16 protein-coding genes are annotated in these 20,119 nt (G+C 52.2%); 2 read left to right on the top strand and 14 right to left on the bottom strand.

Features of this window, described 5'->3' with window-relative positions; genetic code table 11:
• Positions 1-131 precede the first annotated feature (131 nt).
• The 6 genes from KB554_RS12450 to KB554_RS12475 form a co-directional block, all read right to left on the bottom strand.
• Positions 132-5,972, bottom strand: coding sequence for an N-6 DNA methylase (locus KB554_RS12450; protein ID WP_008655861.1), 5,841 nt, complete (start codon positions 5,970-5,972; stop codon positions 132-134).
• Positions 5,962-6,414, bottom strand: coding sequence for a DUF1896 domain-containing protein (locus KB554_RS12455; RefSeq protein ID WP_008645575.1), 453 nt, complete (start codon positions 6,412-6,414; stop codon positions 5,962-5,964). The genes KB554_RS12450 and KB554_RS12455 overlap by 11 nt, the downstream gene beginning before the upstream one ends.
• Positions 6,415-6,577: 163 nt before the next feature.
• Entirely contained in the window at positions 6,578-8,668 is a 2,091-nt protein-coding gene (locus KB554_RS12460; protein ID WP_008645574.1) for a type IA DNA topoisomerase, read from the bottom strand.
• A gap of 59 nt (positions 8,669-8,727) precedes the next feature.
• A complete protein-coding gene (locus tag KB554_RS12465; protein ID WP_008645573.1) occupies positions 8,728-10,305 on the bottom strand; it encodes a DUF4099 domain-containing protein in 1,578 nt (525 codons plus the stop codon).
• Positions 10,306-10,324: 19 nt separating this feature from the next.
• Positions 10,325-10,675: a helix-turn-helix domain-containing protein gene (locus tag KB554_RS12470; RefSeq protein ID WP_008655857.1), complete on the bottom strand. Its 351-nt coding sequence runs from the start codon at positions 10,673-10,675 to the stop codon at positions 10,325-10,327.
• A gap of 3 nt (positions 10,676-10,678) precedes the next feature.
• Entirely contained in the window at positions 10,679-11,071 is a 393-nt protein-coding gene (locus tag KB554_RS12475) for a helix-turn-helix domain-containing protein (RefSeq protein WP_008655856.1), read from the bottom strand.
• Between the two features lie 250 nt (positions 11,072-11,321).
• Here KB554_RS12475 and KB554_RS12480 point away from each other — a divergent pair, with 250 nt between their 5' ends.
• Both KB554_RS12480 and KB554_RS12485 read left to right on the top strand, forming a co-directional pair.
• Positions 11,322-11,615 carry a helix-turn-helix domain-containing protein gene (locus tag KB554_RS12480; protein WP_032535412.1) on the top strand — a complete coding sequence of 98 codons (294 nt, stop codon included), beginning with the start codon at positions 11,322-11,324 and terminating at the stop codon, positions 11,613-11,615.
• A 39-nt stretch (positions 11,616-11,654) separates the two neighbouring features.
• Complete coding sequence (locus tag KB554_RS12485) at positions 11,655-11,960, top strand: helix-turn-helix domain-containing protein (protein ID WP_008645571.1); 306 nt, start codon at positions 11,655-11,657, stop codon at positions 11,958-11,960.
• Positions 11,961-12,039: 79 nt separating this feature from the next.
• Here the strand turns inward: KB554_RS12485 and KB554_RS12490 are convergent, their stop codons facing one another.
• The 8 genes from KB554_RS12490 to KB554_RS12525 all read right to left on the bottom strand — a co-directional run.
• Positions 12,040-12,402, bottom strand: a complete 363-nt coding sequence (locus KB554_RS12490) for a hypothetical protein (protein ID WP_008645570.1) — start codon at positions 12,400-12,402, stop codon at positions 12,040-12,042.
• Between the two features lie 11 nt (positions 12,403-12,413).
• On the bottom strand, positions 12,414-13,649 hold the full coding sequence (locus KB554_RS12495) for a site-specific integrase (RefSeq protein WP_008645569.1): 1,236 nt from the start codon (positions 13,647-13,649) through the stop codon (positions 12,414-12,416).
• Positions 13,650-14,136: 487 nt separating this feature from the next.
• A complete protein-coding gene (locus tag KB554_RS12500; RefSeq protein WP_211036358.1) occupies positions 14,137-14,961 on the bottom strand; it encodes a glycosyltransferase in 825 nt (274 codons plus the stop codon).
• A complete protein-coding gene (locus KB554_RS12505) occupies positions 14,958-16,100 on the bottom strand; it encodes a glycosyltransferase (RefSeq protein ID WP_211036359.1) in 1,143 nt (380 codons plus the stop codon). The genes KB554_RS12500 and KB554_RS12505 overlap by 4 nt, the downstream gene beginning before the upstream one ends.
• 18 nt (positions 16,101-16,118) lie before the next feature.
• Positions 16,119-17,144, bottom strand: coding sequence for an EpsG family protein (locus KB554_RS12510; protein ID WP_211036360.1), 1,026 nt, complete (start codon positions 17,142-17,144; stop codon positions 16,119-16,121).
• 27 nt (positions 17,145-17,171) lie between these two features.
• The gene (locus KB554_RS12515; protein ID WP_211036361.1) at positions 17,172-18,158 is read right to left on the bottom strand and encodes a glycosyltransferase family 2 protein; all 987 of its coding nucleotides are present in this window, start codon (positions 18,156-18,158) and stop codon (positions 17,172-17,174) included.
• Between the two features lie 21 nt (positions 18,159-18,179).
• Entirely contained in the window at positions 18,180-19,718 is a 1,539-nt protein-coding gene (locus KB554_RS12520; RefSeq protein ID WP_211036362.1) for a sugar transporter, read from the bottom strand.
• Between the two features lie 36 nt (positions 19,719-19,754).
• The coding region (locus KB554_RS12525) for a GDP-mannose 4,6-dehydratase (RefSeq protein WP_211036363.1) at positions 19,755-20,119 on the bottom strand (365 nt) is incomplete at its 5' end.

Here is a 20,119-nt window from a genome sequence, read left to right on the forward strand (position 1 = left end):
TTTAATAGAGGCTGCCCAAAAAGAAAGAAATTCTTGCAATCACTCTTCTACAGATACTTGCAGAGGGGATAAGATTTACTTTTAGACCTTTTGGATAGCCCCTATTAATATTTTATATAAAATTCATAATTTTAAATTTTTATCCCTTTCGATCGGTTTTCATCCTTAAACTGAAAACCCGGACGCCCGATAATGATATGATTGGCAATGAAATTGCCAGACGGACTTCGTTTATCCATCGGGCTGCGAATCTGCGGGACATCATCGGTTTGTTGTGGCGATATGCTCCGTACACCTTCCGCATCTGGCTTGATCTCCTGCCCGTTCTTTTCTTTTTCGGTGACTTCCTGCGCGGGCGGCGCAAGCTCCAACTGTATCTTGCGGTCAAGCGCGGCAAGTTCGGACTTCAACTGTTTCAGTTCGTCCTCTTTCTTCCACACCTTGCCCGCTATCTCCTGCAACTGCGGAACCTCCTTTTCCAGCACCTCGTTCTTCGCCTTATACTGGTCGATGATGGACGGAATCCTCTCCAATGCATTCAGGAAATTACGTGCGGCGGCTACCGGGTCAGCCATCGCCAGATGCCCGTTGTTATAGGTGTATTTGTAATTCCCTTCCACCACGAAGCGATTGTCGGTAAATTCCAGCCCCTCTTTGAGTATCCTCTCGCTGACCACCATTATCGGGAAACCGTAAATCTCCCCGACAGGCTTGTACAAACCGCCCGTCGTGGCGTTCTTGGCTATCTCCTGCAAACGCTTTCCAATAACTTTTTCGTCGGTTGAATCCACGCCGTCCACCTTGACAATATTAAGGCGACTACCTTCCTTATCAGTCTGCACAACGGAAAGAAAACGGTTCCAGTCCTCCGTCATGGCTTCGATGACAGCCGTGTTGTTGCGCAGTTCCCCCGTCTTGGCTTCCAGCTTGAACTCCGAATCGCGCTTGCCCTTGTTGAACGACTTGCGTTCCCCTTCAAGCGATGCGATACGCTTCTCCAGTTTCGCCTTGTCCAAAAGGTCGGTATTGCCGGAGAGCAACGCCATGTACTCCGAGAAGTTCATGCCCGATTTCTCGTCCATAGCCCCCTCATCGATGGTACGTGCGCCCATCGCCCCGCTTTTGAGCTGCGAGATGAACGTCTGCTTGCAGTGCAGCAGGTTGAACTTGTAGCTGTCCAACGACTTTTCCACCGCGTAGATGATGACATCCACATTGTTCCCGGCAAAACGCTTGGCAATCTCGTTGCCCGCCCTAACTCCGCGTCCGTCACGCTGTTGCAGGTCGGATGGACGCCACGGCGTATCCAAATGATGGATTGCGACACACCGTTTCTGCGCGTTCACACCCGTTCCGAGCATGGAAGTGGAACCGAACAGCACGCGCACCGTTCCGGCGTTCATGGCGTCTATCACCCCCTTGCGTGCCTTGTCGGTCTTGCACTCCTGAATGAAGCGCACCTCGCTTGCCGGGATGCCGTAGTCCTCCGTCAGCTTCCGCTTTATCTCGCTGTACACGTTCCATCCGTCGCCCGGCTGGTATGTTCCCAGATCCGAGAACACGAACTGCGTGCCTTTCTGCGCGTCGTATTTGTGGTAATACTCCGCAATCGTCTTGGCGCAGTGGGAAGCCTTGTTGTCGGGGTGGTCCTCATAATGCGGGTCTATCATGCGCATGTCGAGAGCCATCTTCCGCGCGTAATCGGTGGCGATAAGCATCTTCGCCTTCTCCTCCGTTTCCGACAGGGGCGGTCTGCCCAGCAGCGTGGCGTCACCCGTCTTGGCGAACTGCATCAGCTGTTTGATGAAATACTCTTGGTCGGGCGTGGGAGGTATGTGATGCAGTATCTCGTTCTTACGCGGACGATCCACACCCACGTCCTCCGCCGTGCGGTAATCGGTAATCTCGTTGTAGAAGGCGGCAAGCTCCGGCACTTTGATGAAATATCGGAAACGCTCCTTCTGAACCACATTGTTCGTCACGTTGAACTCGAAGTCGGTTGTCTTTTTGGCGAAAATTGCCGCCCATGCGTCGAAGCATCGGATATCCTGCCTTTCCAATTCCTTCGGACGCAGATACTTGAAGAGCAGGTACAATTCCGTCAGACTGTTGGAAATGGTTGTGCCGGACAGGAACGTAGCCCCCAAGTCCTTGTCCGTGCGCTCCTGTATAGTTCGTATGGCAAAAAGCATATTCAGGGCTTTCTGGCTTCCTTCCGAGTTTCCCAACCCCGCCACACGGTCATGCCGGGTGTTGAAAGTCAAGTTCTTGAATTGGTGGCTCTCGTCAATGAAGATGTGGTCGATGCCCATCTGCTTGAAGTCCACTACGTCATCCGTGCGGGATTTGATGGCGTGTTCCACTTTCTCCAACTTCGCCACAAGGTTGTGCTTGCGTTTCTCCAATCCTTTCAGCATCGCCCGCGACACGTTCTTGCCCTGCTGCCGCAGCACTTCAAGGTTTTCCTCCACCGTGTCAAGCTCCGCTTGCAGGATGCGCTGTTGCAACTCCGGCGACTGTGGTATCTTGCCGAACTGGTCGTGCGACATGATGACGCAATCGTAGTCGTTGTTCTTGATGTTGTTGAAAAAACGCACGCGGTTGGCAGTCGAGAAATCCTTTTCCGAAGCGTAGAGAATCCTCGCATTAGGATATGCCGCCTGATAAGTGGCTACTATCTCCGCCACGTTCGCCTTCAAGCCGATAATCATCGGCTTGTGCGCCAAGTTCAGACGCTTCATTTCATGCGCTGCAATACACATTATCAGTGTTTTACCTGTTCCAACTTCGTGGTCACAGATCCCGCCTCCGTTCTGTTTTATCATCCAGACGCAATCCTTCTGCGACGGATAAACGCTTTGAATACCCCGGCTTGCCAATCCTTTCAGATTGAGGTCGGGAAACGTCTGGTGCGAACCGTCATACTTCGGTCGCACGAAACAGTTGAACTTGCGGTTGTACATTGTCGTCAGCCGTTCCTTGAACTGCGGCGACTGCTCTTCCAGCCATTCCGAGAACCCGTTACGGATTTCGTCAATCTTGGCGTTGGCGAGCTGTATGCCCTCGCTGTCGCGCACCTTGATGTCATTGCCATGCTCATCCTTGCCGATGGACTTCATCATGTCGGGGCAGGTGTTGTGCAGGGCGTGTTTCAACAGGTGCATACCGTCATAGTTCCGGTAATAGCCCTTCACTAAAAACTCGTCCGTGATTTTCATGGTGCGGTAGCCGCACGCCACCGAATACTCGTCCATGCTTGCGGAGTAGGCGATTTTCACGTCCGTGTCGAAAAGATGGCTCATGTAGGCGGCGTACACGCCCGTCGGAATCCAGCGTTCCCCGAAATTGAAGTCGAGGTCCTCGAAGGCGATGCGCGGCGGCTCGGCTTCTTTCAGAGCCAACAACGCCTGCTTCACTTCCGGCATACGCCCGTTTTCTGGGTTGTCACCCATCCATGCCTTGATGCGCTCCGCCTTCTCTATCACGTTCCCGGCGATGAACCTGTCCTTTATCTCGTAACCGGTTACGAGCGGGTTGTAGAAGATGCGTCCTTTGAGGGCGTCAAGCAATCCCTCTTCCGTGCTGTCGGTTATCTCCCGCATATAGTCGAGATTGACCGTGCCGAACTTGTTGAGCGATGCGGAGAGTGCCTCTTCGGGAGAGCTTACGTTGGCATGGCTCTCCACCGAGAAGGAAACGGGACGCTCGAAGATGTCCGCCTTGACGAACCTGCCGTCTTCCGCACGTTCCAACGAAAGGATGTCGCGCCCGGCGGCATCCATCATCAACAGTTTCACGTTCTGCTTGGCATTGAGGTTGCCGTAGCGCATGACAAACTCATCGTAGCAGGTGTTCAACGCTATGCGTTGTGCAGACCCTTCATCGTGATACTCCGCCTCGTAGCGGTAAAGCCGCTCGTATGAATCACGGAGTGACACATACAACATCGCTTTCTCCTTCTGGTAGCCAGTCAGGTCAAGCGGTTGGAATGTCGCGCCGTAAGGCGTGAGGTCTTTCAAATAACCGAGATTGCGTGAAGCATCCAGTACCATAGAGCCGTCACGATAGTGCGGCTCCAGCATGCCGTTGAACGGACGGGGAGAAAGGTCGAGAGGTTCCTCCTCCGGTTTTTCCGCTTCCATTTCGGGGAAAAGGGAGGTTGCAGCCGTTTCCGTTGCGTGAGCGGCAGGAGTGGCGGCAACTTCCGGCTGCGTTTCGGGTTGCCGTGTTTCCTGCTCCGGTGCGGCTTTCACGTCCGGGACATGCTGCCGTTTCTCCTGATGCTGTGCCGCCAGCCTGCGAAGCTCCTTGCGTCGCTCCGGCGTGAGGTCCATCATCATTTCATAGAAGCCGTTGATGGGCGGGTTGGTATCCCAATCCAAAGTGGCGTAAATATCATCCGGATCGGCTTTGGCTGCGACACTCACCGGCTTTGTTTCTTGGCTGTCCCTGTTCTCCGTCGGTGGTGCGGCAGACGGCTGTGGCGGTGCGGTCGTAACCTTCGGCGTAACCTGCGCCTGCGGTTTGGGAGGCATACGTCTTGCCGGGCTTTCCTTTTTCGCCGTCTTTTTCTTCTTGGAGGGTGCTTCCTGCTTGCGTACCTCCTCGGTCATGCCCCAGAGGTCGAGCAGGGAGAGCTGCACGCCCTCCGAATAATCGGGACGGTGCGGCTCTATCTCCGGCTTTTCTTCCTCCGGCTGCGGTGTTACCGCTTCGGGCTTGGCTGCCATTTCATTACGTGGCTGTATCTCAGGAGTGACAACTGGTATGGAAATGGTTTCCGTAACCGTGCTTTTCCCCTGTGCCGGATGCAGGCTGTACATTTCATACAGTTCTTTGTCAAACTGATGCAACTCGATTTTCAGATGTTCCCGCAAGTCCTCCGCCATTTGCCCGATGCCGCCCCGGTGCAGGAGTTGATAGGCAGGTTTCCCGTAAGGGTCTGTGCCTCTGATTAAATCCGTATTGGAAAGAGAGCTGATGCTCCATACATACCCGTTCACCGAAGTGCCGATGGGCGTCTGTTCGGTCTGCATGAAAAGTTTCTCGTTGTAGTACAGTTCCCCGTTCTTTCCGCTGTTCTTTTGCAGGATAATCAGGTCGCTGCCCACCTCCGTACCCGCGTTGTCCGTGAAGAGATTGTTCGGCAGGCGTGCGACACCCACCAGATTGGCATTACGCATCATATACTCGCGTATGGGTGCGTTGGACGGTGCGTCCAGCACCCCCTGCGAGGTGATGAACGCCACGATGCCGCCCTCACGCACAGCGTCAAGGCTTTTCAGGAAGAAGTAGTTGTGTATTGCCTTCGGTGCGGAACGCCTTGCCGGGTCTTGGCTTCCTGTAAACTCCGGGTCGAACACAGCCACGTCGCCGAACGGGATGTTCGAGATGGCAAGGTCGAAATAATCCGTGAAGGGCTTCTCTATCTTCTCGAATCCCTGCACCCTTACCTTTTGGTCGGGATGCAGGTGTCCCAATATCTTGCCCGTCATCAGGTCTTTCTCGAAAGCCATGATGTCCGCGTCCGGCTTGTTTTCCAGCACGGCATCCACGAATGCGCCCACGCCCGCCGACGGCTCCAACACACGGTCGGGACGTATGCCGTGTTCATGCAGAGCCTCCGCAATCGTGCCGGTTATCTCCGGCGGTGTGTAGAATGCGGTCAGCACGGACTGCTTCATGGCATCCGCGTACCGCTTGTACTCCGTATCGTCCTTGCTGTTTTCACGCACCAGCCTGTGCAGTTCCACCGTAGGGGCAAACAGTTCGAGGTCCGATTTCGCCCAATGCACGGCATCCGTCAGTTCCTTTGCCGGGTTCAGTATGCACTTCAACCCGCCGAAACCGCAATACTTCCGAAGTATGGCTTGTTCCTCGGCGGTTGCCGTCCTCCGTTCCCTGTCAAGGATGAATGCCGTCCGTATCGCCTCGATGTTGTCCCGCAGCCGTTGTTTGCGGTTAAACGCCATATTCCCCGATATAAAGGACGACGGCTCCCGTCAGCTCCGTGTAGAGCAGGTCGTATTCGGGCGACAGGGCGAAGTTGTCGTCCGAAAGATCATAGGCGGAGAATACGTTGCCGACAGGCGGCAGCAGCTTTCGGATGAAGGCTTCGCGTTTCTTTTCCGGCACTTCGTCGGCAAACTCGTTTTCCACGACTTCGCGGAGGATGGCGTACTTGGAATAGCGAAGACCACGCAGGAGCGTGTCCATCGCCAACTCCTGCGCCCCCTCGGACGGATAGCCTTCGAGCCGCGCACGCTCATACGTTTCGGCGGCACGGTCGGCACGTTCCCGGATGAAGGCATCGTCGGAAGCCTGTTCAAACCTGTTCGTGCGGAGATAGTCCAGCAGGTACAGACCGTAATAGGAAAAGTCGGTCTGACCTTCGTTTTTCTTCTTGTTGTTCATTACTTTGGAATTTAGTGGGTTGATAATGATGGGGATAATCGTCTGAAAAGGAGAATGAAAAGGCACTCGGTATCCCTCCGAGTGCCACCACTAAATCCAAAGTATGAGTGTAATCCGGTATCGAAGAACAATTCATTACTCTGAACAAGTGGCAAAGTTAATACTATTTCTTCCGTCCTGAAAATTTCCTGCTCGTTTTCCTTTCGGGGAACACGAAAGTCGTGTTATAGTCCCCGTCAAAGGCGACTATGGCGTCGAAGCTCTTGCCCTGCTTGCTCTTGAAGCCTTTGAGCGGCTTCGTATGCCCATCGGTGAGCAGCTCTTTGATCTCGTCATCGGAAAGGGTGCGGTTCGCCTTCAGGCGGAACACGGGTAGCCCGCAGTCCGCGTTGTCGCAGCGGACGACCTTGCCGTAGAACTGCATACTGCCCGTTCCGCACTTGGGACACTTGCAGCCGGAATCCCTGCGGGCGAACAGCTTGTCGCACGAGAGCAGTTCGGAGGTAATCTCCTTTGTGTACGCCTCTATCTCCTTGCAGAAGGTGTCGGCGGGCAGCTCCCCGCGCTCGATGCGTGCCAGATTCTTCTCCCATTCGCCCGTCATGGCGACGTCGGCGATGCGCATCGTCTTCACGACAGAGTAAAGGGCAAGCCCTTTTTCTGTCGGCACAAGCGATTTCTTGCAGCGTTCCATGTAGCCGCGCTTGAAGAGCGTTTCGATGATGGCGGCACGGGTGGCGGGCGTGCCGATGCCGCAGTCCTTCAAAGCCTGACGGAGTGCGTCGTCCTCTATGTCCTTGCCCGCCGTTTCCATAGCCGAGAGCAAGGTTGCTTCGGTATGCAACGGCTTGGGTTTGGTCTTTCCCTCCGTGATGGAACAGCCTTTCAACGTCAGCGTGTCGCCTTCCCGCCAGCCGGGGATGGCGGTTTCTTCCTTGTCCTCCTCACCATATACGGCACGCCATCCGGCTTGCCTGATGACGCTGCCTTTCACCGTGAACTCCACTCCGGCACACTCCGCCGTGACGGTAGCGGTGTCCTTGACGCATTTCTCGGAGAACGCCTCGATCATGCGCCCGGCAACCATCTGATAGACGGTGTTGTCTTCTTTGGAGAGGAACAGCGGTTTCTCTCCCGTGACGAGCAGGGCGTGGTGGTCCGTCACCTTGCTACCGTCCACGCTTCTGCGTGTCGGGACGGCTTTCGGCTGCACCTTGCCTTTCCATTCGGGCAAAGCCCCGATGAAGGCGAGCAGCTTGGGGATTTCGGCGAACACGTCTTCGGGGATGTAGCGGCTTCCGGTTCTCGGATAGGTGATGAGCTTCTTCTCGTAGAGCTTCTGCGCGATTTCAAGCGTCTGTTCCGCCGTGAAGCCGTGCTTGGTGTTGGCTTCCTTCTGGAGCGTGGTCAGGTCGTACAGGAGCGGTGTTTCCTCCGTCTTCTCCTTGCGTTCGGCTTTCGTGACGGTGGCTGTGCCTGCCGACTTCACCTTATTATACAGTTCCGTCGCGGGCTCTTTCTCTTTCCATTTTTCGGAAGAGGAAAACTTCACAGTTCCTTCGTCGCAGCCGTCCGTTGCGATATGGAGCTGCCAGAAGGCTTCGGGCGTGAAGCGGCGGTTCTCCCAGTAGCGTGCGCACACCATCGCCAATGTAGGTGTCTGCACCCGCCCGACGGAGTAAGTGCCGTGTCCGGCGGCGATGGAGAGTGCCTGCGTGCCGTTGATGCCCACGAGCCAGTCCGATTCGCTCCGCGCTTTGGCGGCAAGATAGAGGTCGTCGTATTTGCCGCCCGCTTCAAGGTTGCGCAGTCCCTCGCGGATAGCCTTGTCGGTAAGCGAGCTTATCCAGAGGCGGACGAACGGGGTGGCGCATCCGGTGTAATGGTAGAGGTAGCGGAAAATAAGCTCACCCTCGCGTCCGGCATCGGTCGCCACGATGATCTGTTCACTTTCCTTGAATAGCCGGGTGACGGTCTTGATCTGCGTCACCACGCCGCTGTCGGGCTTGTAGCCCTTCTCCGTCTTTACCTGACGGGGGACGAGCGTGAAGGTGTCGGGGATGACGGGCAGGTTGTCACGGACGAAGCCGCGTATGCCGTAGCCGTCGGGCATGGCAAGCTGTACGAGATGTCCGAACGCCCAAGTCACGGCGTAGCCGCCTCCCTCGAAATATCCTTCCTCTCTCTTTGTCGCGCCCACGATACGGGCGATCTCACGTGCCACAGACGGCTTTTCTGCAATGATTGTCTTCATATTCTTCTGTCGTTTTGAATTTTACAAATGTTACTTCGGATTTAGTGGCGGACACCGGATTACATCTTCATGCCCTTATTGTTTCTTTTTTGCGGCTTCTCCTGCTGCTGTTGCTGCGCGGTGTCCTTCGGGGCGGTCTGTCCCTTCCGCAACGGCTCCTTCAGGTTCTTGGTAGCCTCGTTGGTCTTGCCCTCGCTGTTCACCGCCACCTGCGTGCGGCTCTCGTTGGAAGGCGCGACCTTCTGCGCGTTGTCGGGGTTGGTGTCGTAGCGGTACGGGCGTCCCTTCTCCGGGTTGAACTTGATGTACATCGTGGCGTGGAAGCCCTGCTTGTCGGTCACGTTCTCCAGTTTCACGGCTTTGCCCGCCACGTAGTCGGCTTTCTGCTGCTCGGTGAAGTCCACGCCGCTCCATTTGCTGATGGGGCGGATGCTGCCGTCGGCGTTCGTCCACGTGTTGCGGCGTTGCTCCTTGTTCGTGTTGGCTGTGTTTTCCGTACCTTGCGCCTGTTTCTCCTTATTTTCCTGTGTCTGGACGGCACGGGGCGACCTGCCGGTTCCCGGCACGAACTCCACGCCGCGCTGCTCCACGTTCACTTGCAGGGTGGTGACGAACTTCCTGCCGTCCTTGCGTTCGATGAGTTTGTCACGCACGGGCAGACCGGCACGCAGCATGTCCTGCTCCTGCTTGGTGATTTCCGTCTTGCCGATGCGTTCCGGTATGCGCACCTTGCTGGCCGAGACATCCGTGATTTCGTTCGTCTTGCGGTCGATGCTGACGAACGAGGGGATGATCTCGCCCGTTTCCCTGTCCACGAGGTCCACGACCCTGCCGAGGTTGCCCGTTTCGCGCAGGTTCTTCCGGTCATCGTCGGAGAACTTGTGTTCCTTGTAGTCGTCGAGCTTCTGCTCCTTGCGGATGAAGTGCGGCACAAGGCTGACGTTGCCCTCGCCGTCCTTCTTGAAGGAGAGGCGGGCGTCCAGTTCGAAAGCCTCTCCGCCGAAATTGGGCGACACCCTCACCAAGTCGGACTTGCCGTAGTTGAGCATCCTGTTAAGGTCGCCCGACTTTTCAAGGTCGTCGCGCTTCACGCCCCATTTCTCCTCCAACTTCTGCCAGTTGATCTTGCTCTCGTCGATGGGCTGGTAGCCCCGGTTGCCCTGCGTCTGCTGAGGACTTTCCTGATTCTGTTCGTTTTTCTGTTCCATTTCTTCCTGTTTTTTAGGTTCGTCATCTTGTTTCTGTTCCGGTTGTTCCTGTTTTTCGGCGGACTGCTCCTCCTGTACTTTCTTTTCGTAGCCGGAGGTGTCCACCTTGTGGGGCGCAAGCATCTCCTTGTTGCCGTCGGGATCTTTCAGCAAGTCCTTGATAACCTCCAGCAGTTTGTCGGCTTGGTCCGCCGCGACACGGTAGAAACCGAAGCGGCTGGGTTCCCTGCACTGCCGGAAGAAGTTCCTGAAGAAGTTGTCCAGCACGTCGCCGTGCCGGTCGAATTGCAGGAAACTCTGCGCGTTCTCCGCTTTCGCGGGGATACGCTTGGGGGAGCCGTCGGCGTTCAGCCCGGCTACCACGCTGATTTCGCCCGTCTTCTCGTCACGGACAACCAGCACGTCCTTTTCGTCTTTTTTCTTTGCCATCTGAAAAATGTTTTAATGGTTATTTTTGAAAGAAATTATGGATACGAGCCTTGTAGAAGGCTATGTCTTCCTTGCGGAAATCCTTTACATGTTCGGAGAGGAACGTCAGCACGTCCGCCTCGCTGTAATAGGTCTTTTTGCCGAGCGTCTTGTAGGGCAGCGCGCCGATGCTGCGGTAGCGTTGCAGGGTGCGCTTGCTGATCTGGAGCAGTATGCACAGGTCTTGGTTGTCGAAAAGCCTGATCCCGTCCATCGGGTTCGGGGCTTTGCCGGACGGCTGCATGGAGAGCAGCATCTCGTCCTGACGGTCGAGCCGTTCCATCACCTTCTGCATCCAGTTCTCGAAATTGTTGCGGGTAAGCAGTTCCATGTCTTACGTCCTCCTTCCTTTGGGTCTGCCGCCCGTGCGCAGCGTGTGGTTGCGTTTCAACTGTTCCGGTGTCGCGGCTTCGCCCGTAACGGTGCTGTCTTCGAGCAGGCGGTCGATTTCCGACTGCCGGTAGCGGCACTTGCCGCGCAGCACGACATAGGCGATGCGCTGTTCGCTGCGCATGCGCTGGAGGGTGCGGCAACTCACGTTCAGCAGGTGCGCCGCCTCGCGGGTGGTGAGCAACCTGTCGGGAGCTTCTTCCTTCCTACCGCCGGAAACGGCACGCACGTGTGCCGCTATCTCGGCTATCTGTTCCGTCAATGCGGTGAAGGCGGAACTTTCCATCGTTATCACTTTCATATTCAGTTCTTTCTTTTGGTTTATTTGCATGAACATAGGCTGCGCCTCGGCATACCGTTCAAGCGGGCTTGACGTTCTGCGCTCGGCTTGCGCTATGTTTCTGCGACAAAATTCGGCAATAAACCAAATGGGCTTTAACAGCTCACTACGTGGCTCACGTAAGATTTTTACGGATAATGGCTCCGTAACCCGGACAGACGGCGCAACAAGCTGCCTTTTAGCGGGAAACGGTACGTGTTCAAGGCGGCTTCGTTACCTTTGCGGCAAACTCTGAAATGTTTTGCTTATGGAAATAGTATCTATCGAGAAAAAGACCTTCGAGATGATGGTGGCGTCCTTCAACGCCCTCGCGGAGAAGGTAGCCGCCCTGAGGCGCAGGAGCGACGGCGGGCGGATGGAAAGGTGGCTCACGGGCGAGGAGGTCTGCGGGCAGTTGAGGATCAGCCCGCGCACGTTGCAGACTTTGCGTGACAGGCGGCTTATCGGCTACTCGCAGATAAACCGCAGGTTCTATTACAAGCCGGAGGAGGTCAAAAGGCTCATTCCGCTTGTCGGCACGCTCTATCCCGGCGGAAAATGATTTGATTTTTATTATTCACAACCCACTGAATCCGAAGTTATGATGAACGAGAACAATGAAGTGTTTACGATGGAGGACGAGCCGCTTGCCACCGTCGTGCAGAACATGCGCAAAGGCTCGAAATGGCTCTCCGCCTTTCTGGAAAGTTACCGCCCGCCGTTGGACGGGGAGCGTTACCTGACGGACAGGGAGGTGGCGGAACTGCTCCGTGTCAGCCGCCGCACCTTGCAGGAGTACCGCAACAACAGGGTGCTGCCCTTTATACTTTTGGGAGGGAAGGTGCTTTACCCCGAATCGGGGTTGCGTGAACTATTGGAGGCGAACTACCGCAAGCCGATGGAATAAGGCGGCTGCATGAAAAAAGGAAACGGGCAACTCCATACGGGCTGTCCGTTTCCTTTTTCTTTTTTCTTTTTATGCGTGTTTAGCAATACCCGGCTTTTCCGTTCTGTATGAACATCACGTATGCCTGCCGCTTTTCCTTCGAGAGTGCCTTGCCCACCAGCCACGTGCGGAACACGTGTGCATGGTAGGTGTTCAGCCGGAAGGCGATGGGGATGATGATTTCCAGCGAATACACGTCGGCTGAAAGCCCGTTTTCAAGCCGCATGTAGCGACACACCTCGTAGTCGTTCAGCACGTCCGGCTTGCGGACGGCTCTGATGGCGGCGTTCACTGCCGGGACGCCCGTGTGGAACAGTCCGGCGATTTCTGTGGAGGTCATCCATATCTCGTTACCGGTTACGCTGACCGCCTTGTCCTCTATGATGATTATGTCACGTTTCATGGCTTTTCTTTTTAGATGGTGCAACCTGCAAATTCCTCGATGCCGTTCAACCTTGCGGCAAGGTTCTCCATGTCTTGGTTGAGCTTTTCTTTGGTGATTTTCGCGTATATCTGCGTCGTTTTTATGCTCTTGTGTCCCAGCATGGAACTGACCGTTTCGATGGGTACGCCGTTGGAGAGGAACACCGTCGTGGCTGCCGTGTGTCGGCTCTGATGCCACGTGATGTGCTTGGTGATGCCGCAACGCTTGGCGACGGAACGGATTCCGGCAAGGCACGTGTTGTAGTGGGGAACGGGGAAAATCCTGCCGTTCCCGCACAGACCCCGGTATTTGTCGATGATGCGCTTTGCGATGTCGAGCAGGCGGATATTGGACACCACGCCCGTCTTCTGGCGGTTGATGTTTATCCACTCGTGTTCGTCGAAGTAGGTATGGATGTTCTCTTCCGTCAGGTTGCGCATGTCGGCGAACGACAGGCCCGTGAAGGCGCAGAACAGGTAGAGGTCGCGGTAAAGCTCCTGCTTGGCGTTTTTCAGCCTGCCCTCCATCAGCAGCCGGATTTCCTCTTTCGTCAGGAAACTGCGTGTCGTTTCCTCCTTCTTGATTTCATACTCCCGGAATGGGTCGCGTGTGAGCCACTCGTTGTTGATGGCGATGAACACCATCGTCCGCAAGGGGCAGACATACAGCCACACGGTGTTGGTGCAGCAGTGCTTGTCCGTGCGCAGGAACATCTCGAAGTCGGAGATGAAGGCGGGCGTAAGCTCTTTCAGCGCGATGTCCTTCACGCGGTAGCGGATGGTGAGGAACTCTTGCAGGTGCTTGTAAACGGTCCTGTACTTCAGGAGCGTGCCTTTGGCTTTCATGCCAGCATCCACCTGTTTCTCGTAGTCTTCGTTGTGCTGCCGGAACACCTGCATCAGCGTGTGATAGCGATGTTCCAGTCCGAGAAAGGCGTTCTTGACCTTCTCCGCCGTGACGAAGTTGTCACGCTCCATGATTTCCTGATAGTGTTTGTTGATGCGCACACGCATCTTGTCGAGCATGCGGTTCGTTTCGAGTGCCGCCGAGCTTCTGCCCGTGACACGTCCCCCTTTGGTGTCCCACAGCTTGGGATCGACGGTCAGTTTGCAGCTGAACTGCGTTTGGCTGCCGTCCACCGTAATGCGTCCCATGACGGGTACTGTCCCGTCCTTTTTCACTACCTGACGTTTGAGGTAGTAGATTACTGAAAATGTACTCTTCATCGTCCTTATTTTTTTAGGTTCAAAATTAGTTGGTGAAGAGTCCGTCGCCGGTACGCAAAACGGGGAGGAACGGCGCAATCTTTTTCCGTAACCGGATTTGTTGCGTGAGTTGTCAGTAACTCACTAATCCTTAACGCCTTGTTTCGTTATCCGTGTCCGTTTGTCGCCATTCCGTGCATGGTTACGGACAAGTAACGTAGCGGCGTCCTGATTTGGCTTCAGCGGTGATTGCGATGGCTTCACGAATAATCGGAAGCACGACTGAAACCCTTGTAACTCAATTCTATCACTATATCTTTCCGCATTTCTCTTTTTTGTAGTAACTTTGTGCTGAATAAATCCCAAGATCCATTTACCTAATTTATTGTCGTTGGAGAATGGTTTCATATGTCGTCTTAAGCAGCATTTTCAGATGTTGTCCGTGGAATCCTCATCTTATAGCATATTGGATTGAATTCCCTATTCAACTATATCAGTGAATAATTTTTTATCTTCGCATCCAATATTTCGTTATGCTTTTTGTCAGAAACGATATTTTCCGAGTTCGTATCGTCAAAGATAAGGTATGCGAAATGACACAATATTGCCGGAATGCCCAATCGGGGAAATCCAAAAATTTACAATTTTTTCCGCACTCCAGATAAATTTCGAAGCGACTTTGCAGTTTTTCAATATTCGTTTGTTCATTCGAAAAATTTTGAAAGCATTTACACGGAAGCAGATAGAAATATCTTTCACCCGAATGCCACAGTTTCCGGACAAATTGCGTGTCTGCGAAATCGAGCCATATCCGTTCGTCGTATCCGCCGCTACGCTCGAACAATGATAACTTTACGCATAATCCGCTATTTATGAGTAAGTAATGTTTTATCGGATAAATTCTGCCGGGGGACAACGGATTTTTCTGTGCTTTCCAGCGTCTGAAAGGAGAAAACTCCGTACCTTTCGGGAGAAAGACCTGTGGAACGAAAAGTTGCAGATCCGGATGAGCAGAAATTGCATCGATGTAACTATCGAAAAAACCATCCGGTAAAATCGTATCTTGATCCAAAAGCAGCAACCAGTCCAGTTTTTCCTTGCTCGCATACCGGGCGGCTGCATTATAAGCATAACCTAACCCTTTGTTATCGGGGCAATGATCGTATCGAATATCCGGATAGTTTCGATGATTGCTGTCGGCATCCGGAGAATTGTCAAAAATAAAAAGACGAATCTTATGATGCGTACCGATTTGTGCATAGGCGCTTTGGAAAGCCGGAGATTCGCTCAATTGCATTTTATACAAAACAATCGCGCAACAGATTGAAATCATTTTTGCCGTAATTTTTCAATGACAGGATATAATACATGTTCCCACGATAATTCCACCGGCATCCCGATCGTGGTGTTTATTGGAGTTTGCAGATCAATGATTCGCTGTAATGCTTGTTGTAGCCCCACTGTATCTTCCTGTTTTATATATTCTCCGTACTCATTATTCCCGATCAAATCGCGGGCTGCCCCGACGTCCGTTGAAACGAGATAGCAACCGAAACGTCTTGCTTCTATCAAAACAAGGCCGTAGCTTTCCCACCGGGACGTCAGCACGAAGACCTTGGCCGAATTGTAATGTTCCCACAATTTTTGCTTGTCATAAATAGGTCCGGTAAATATGATCGAACTGAGCTTATCGGGGAAATTCTTGTAGAATCTATCTATTTTGGATTGAAATGCCGGTTCGATCGGGCCTATGAAATAAAATTTCCATCCTGCCGGATTGATATGCGCCAAAGACTCAAGCAGCATGTCCGTGTTTTTCTGTTTTGTTCCTAACCGGCCGACTGTTATTATTTTGTTCTCTTTTTCATCGAACGACTTTATCTTGATCGGCGTTTTCCGGAGGCTTGTTTCGTCAAAACCGTTCGGTACGTAAACCAGTTTGTCACCGAATGCGAAATAGGGAGAATCGGATTTTGTCATTAATGCATATGCTTTCGACGTCTCACAAGAGATAACATCAATAGCAGCGATCCCTTTTTTATACAGCAATCGTCGAATTCCTTCCTTTATGCCTTTCCGCTGCGGAAATTTCTCGGTAATATGATGATCTGTGTCGCATTTGACATAAACTTTGCCGTCCGGATTGAATATTTTGTATATAATAGCCTCGATAATGGTAGGTATCGAATAATGAAACCGCATCAGGATATCGATTTTCCGGGCATTGCATACAAGGTACCACCAGAAAAAGATAAGTTTATACCATCCGTTTTTTCTGTCGCCCCGGCGGAAAAGAAATTTGTACCGTATTCCGTCGTTTTCAACCGGGAAATTCCGGTTCGTTGCACTTGTCAGCGAAACGATTTCGACATCATAGCCGAGCGCTTGTCCAAGATAATATGGAACACAGGAGACATCCTTGCCGATATGTTCGCGCTCCATATAGAGAAAGGTCAATGTCAATTTAGGCATATATGCTGTGCAAATAAATTATTTGAGCAACTCTTCCACGAACAGCCTGCCGTACATGATTGCAGCGCTGTAACCTACAACGAGCCATTTGCCCAATGCTTTCGGTGAAAAAAGATAGATTACCATGGGAAAAAGCAGGATATCCACACATGTAAGGAATTCCGTAATGCGCAGTCCGGCCGTAAGATTATTGCGGAATAAAGGCAGGGCGGTCAGCCCGCATGCCATGATCTTTAATAACAGGACCGAGTAGCGATTGTGCGGTTGGATTTTATGAATATTCCAAAGCAGAAACAGGAATATTCCGATTCGGGTTATTTGGAAAAGACCTAAGATATTGGCTCCGCCATTGCCGTCATCGGTTATTTCCACACTATATATCAAGAATTTTTCCTGGATGAATTCAATCGGAACAAACGAAATCAAAGATGTCAGATAAATTCCATTTAGCGAAAGCAGGTATCCTGTTAAAATGACACAGGTCCAAATTCCCCGATTGATTCTGTCGCTTGATAAAAACCAGAGCGGAAGCATCAGTAACGCTGACGCATGGAACATTGTAGCCAATAGTACCCAGCCGAAATAATGCAGCCAATTCCGATGATAAAGAGCTCCGATTGACAACAGCAGGATACCGCAAGCCGCAGCCGCCCGGATTTGTGTCATATCCTGCAAGATCATCAGGTTTCCGATCCAAATGATAAGACTAGGAAAAATGAATTCCGAATATCGTTTGATGGCGACGAATTTGATCGTAACGCTGATTATGGCATAAACGAACATCAGTCCGGTAATTCCACCTCCGCAAATATCTCGTATTAAAAACCGGATCAATAAGAAAGCCGGTTCTACCAAAATCGAATTGTCGGCAAACATTGCGGTATAAGCCGCATAGTCATTATCGATCGCTCCGCGAAAACCTATAAAAAAGATCGCAAGGACACAAAATGCCCAATAAATCGTTTGAATCTGCCGATTTTTATACGATGGATTCCATATACAAAAAAGTATATTGATGGTAAAAAAAATTAAAACAAAAAACATTCTCTATCCGAAATAATCCGCAAGAAATCAACGTGTCTTTTTATAAACGGAAAGAAACGGTTGCAATACAGGCGCTGTCCATCGGCTAATCATTCCCCGATAAACAATTTTTTTCCATCGGGGAATTTGGATATTCGATAAGGATGTCATTATTTCTGGCCAAAGGTTGCGCCATCGTGATAAATTATCTTTGTCCATTGTCCACCAACTCAATAAAGTCCATTTTACTTTGAATAAGAAACCATATAAATCGGACGTCAGTCGAGTTCGATCATCCGAAGGCATATTCGCTATAAACTGAATTATTTTTTCGGAATTATGAATAATATCATCGGCTCGTCGTAACATAATCGATGAATCCATTGTCCTGCAAACGCTTTCCTGATGTACGATATAATGATAATACGCTTCAGGAACATGTATGATGGATTTGGCCAGATAAAATAAATTGATGGAAGCGACAGTATCCTCGTACATCGGACGAATATCCGAAAAAGAAACGGCTTTCTGATATAAGGATCTTCGTACTAATTTTATCCATACTCCAGGATTAATATTGGCTCGCAGAATTTGCTGAACAGCGTTTACTCCTCCAAGTGTATCAAGCTGATTGACATGTTTCTCTATATTATCGACAACAAACATCAGATCGCAATATGCAATGTCGGCATGATTGGATACCGCTGCCCGATATAATGTTTCATACATATCCGGTTCGACCCAGTCGTCACTGTCGCACATGATTACATATTCTCCGGAAGCAATGTTTATTGCCGTTTGACGGGCGGCTGTTATATTCAAATTACATTTATGTCGAACAATTTTGACACTATTCTGACGCTGTGGATATTCCGTTAAAACCCGATGTAAGATATTCAGACTTTGATCCTGCGAACAATCATCGACAAAAATATACTCGATGTCTTCAAGTGTTTGTTCGAAGAGCGAGCGGACACATTTTTCAATATATTTTTCAACATTATATACTGGTACGCAGACGGATACTTTGGGCATATTGAAAGATGTATTTAATGGTTATCTTATGATTCTTTGGCAGCGGCGCACAAAGATTCGCATTCCTTTGATTGCAATGTAGAGGGCCCCGAAAAGCAGCGAGAAGAAAATACCGATTACCAGGACTCCGTACATCAACCAAGCCCCGATTCCCGCCGTCGGGTCGAATGGCAATACGCCAAGAATCAGATGCATGACGGCCGACACCGCCGATACGAGCAGTATATGTTTCGCATACATTCTGACATATATCCACAGATTCTCTTTGAGGCCTCTCCGGAACAGGAAATAGGGTTTCCAGCAGAATACTACGATCAACAGGCTCAGCAATACGCCCGCAAGAATTCCGTGCAGGCCGAAGAACCATCCCAGCAGCACCGACATTCCGATATTGATCGACGCTTCGACCACCGGAGCCCAGATGTCGCTGAACAGACCGTAGGCATTGACATATGCCTCGACCGTCGTCCTCGTCAATCCGATATACAGCGTTGCGACCATCAGGCCCAGCGTCAGGTCGTCCAATACGTATTCGGAACCTATCCACAACGTAATGAAGGCCGGCGTGAGCATATAGACTCCGAAGCATACCGTGCAGCTCAGCAGAAACCGCACCGAGAACAGCTCCTCGAATACCGACATGATGCGCTCCTTATTCCCTTCGGCCACCAGATTTCCCACTCCGGCATTCATGCCGTTGAACACGGCTCCCATCAACGAAGTAATCCCCAGAACAATGAGCATGTAGTTGCCATAGAGCGCCACCAGAGTCAGCGAAGCATAGGCATAAATGATGATCGGGCTGGTCTGTGTCAGAGCGAATCCTGCCACTTTATGAAAGAACAGTTGCTTGATCTTGGTGATGACGTCGGGATATTTCCGGCTCAGCGCCTTCCCTGCCGACAGGTCGGTCCGCAGATAGGGATACGTCCGCCGGATCACCGCGTTCAGCGCCACCGACGCCACCACGGCAAAGCCCACCTCAAGCGTCAGCCACCAGACATACCCATCGTCGAAGTATTTGATCGCTACGATCTGGCACAGCGTCTTCGCCAGCATCGACGCTTTGTAGCTGTACTGTATCCTGTACTCCTTCTGGTCAGCCGAGAGGACGATTTGTTTGTAATTGACGAAATAGCTCAGCAGGGCACTTACGAGCAGCGCGCCGAACGAGGCATAGGCGTACCACAACGGCAGCGGCATCTTCTCGAAAATCCACGGGAAGAAGCACATAAGCACCGCAGCGCCGGCTATCACCACCCAGGCGATGCGGCGGTACATCCAACCTTGTAGCGATACGATCTCGTTGATCGCAGCCGTATCCCGGTCGAACAGCGGCTTGTAGAGCGTGCAGGCGATGGCGGCGCCGATTCCCAGCTCCGCGAGGTTCAGGAACTGCAGAAGGTTCGTTGCCGTGGTGTTCAGGCCCAGCACCTCCGCGCCCAGATGGTCGAGGAAGATCTTCCGGGAGAAGAACTGCAGGATCAGGTTCACGAAGTAGAACCCGAGCGCCACAACGCTGTTCTTCAGACTTTTTGCCGTACGCGATTCCGCTGCCATCGACAATCGACGAATCAAATGCAAGTTTCGAAAACCCTACGACCGGCTTCCGTACATACTCTCGTAATAGTTCTGGTACTTTCCGGAGGAGATATTTTCGAGCCACGCTTGGTTTTCGAGGTACCAGCGTACGGTCCGTTCGATCCCCTCTTCGAACTGCAGCGAAGGCTCCCATCCCAGTTCTCTCTGGAGTTTTCGCGAGTCGATGGCATATCGCAGGTCGTGCCCCTTTCGGTCGGAGACATACGTGATCAGGTCGTCCGAATATCCTTCAGGGTTTCCCAGCAGACGGTCCGCCGTGCGGATGAGCACCCTTACGATGTCGATGTTCTTCCACTCGTTGAATCCCCCGATGTTGTACGTCTCTGCGACCTTTCCCCTGTGGAATATGGTGTCGATAG

Source organism: Alistipes sp. Marseille-P2263 (genome assembly GCF_018101075.1).
Classification (GTDB): Bacteria; Bacteroidota; Bacteroidia; order Bacteroidales; family Rikenellaceae; genus Alistipes; species Alistipes dispar.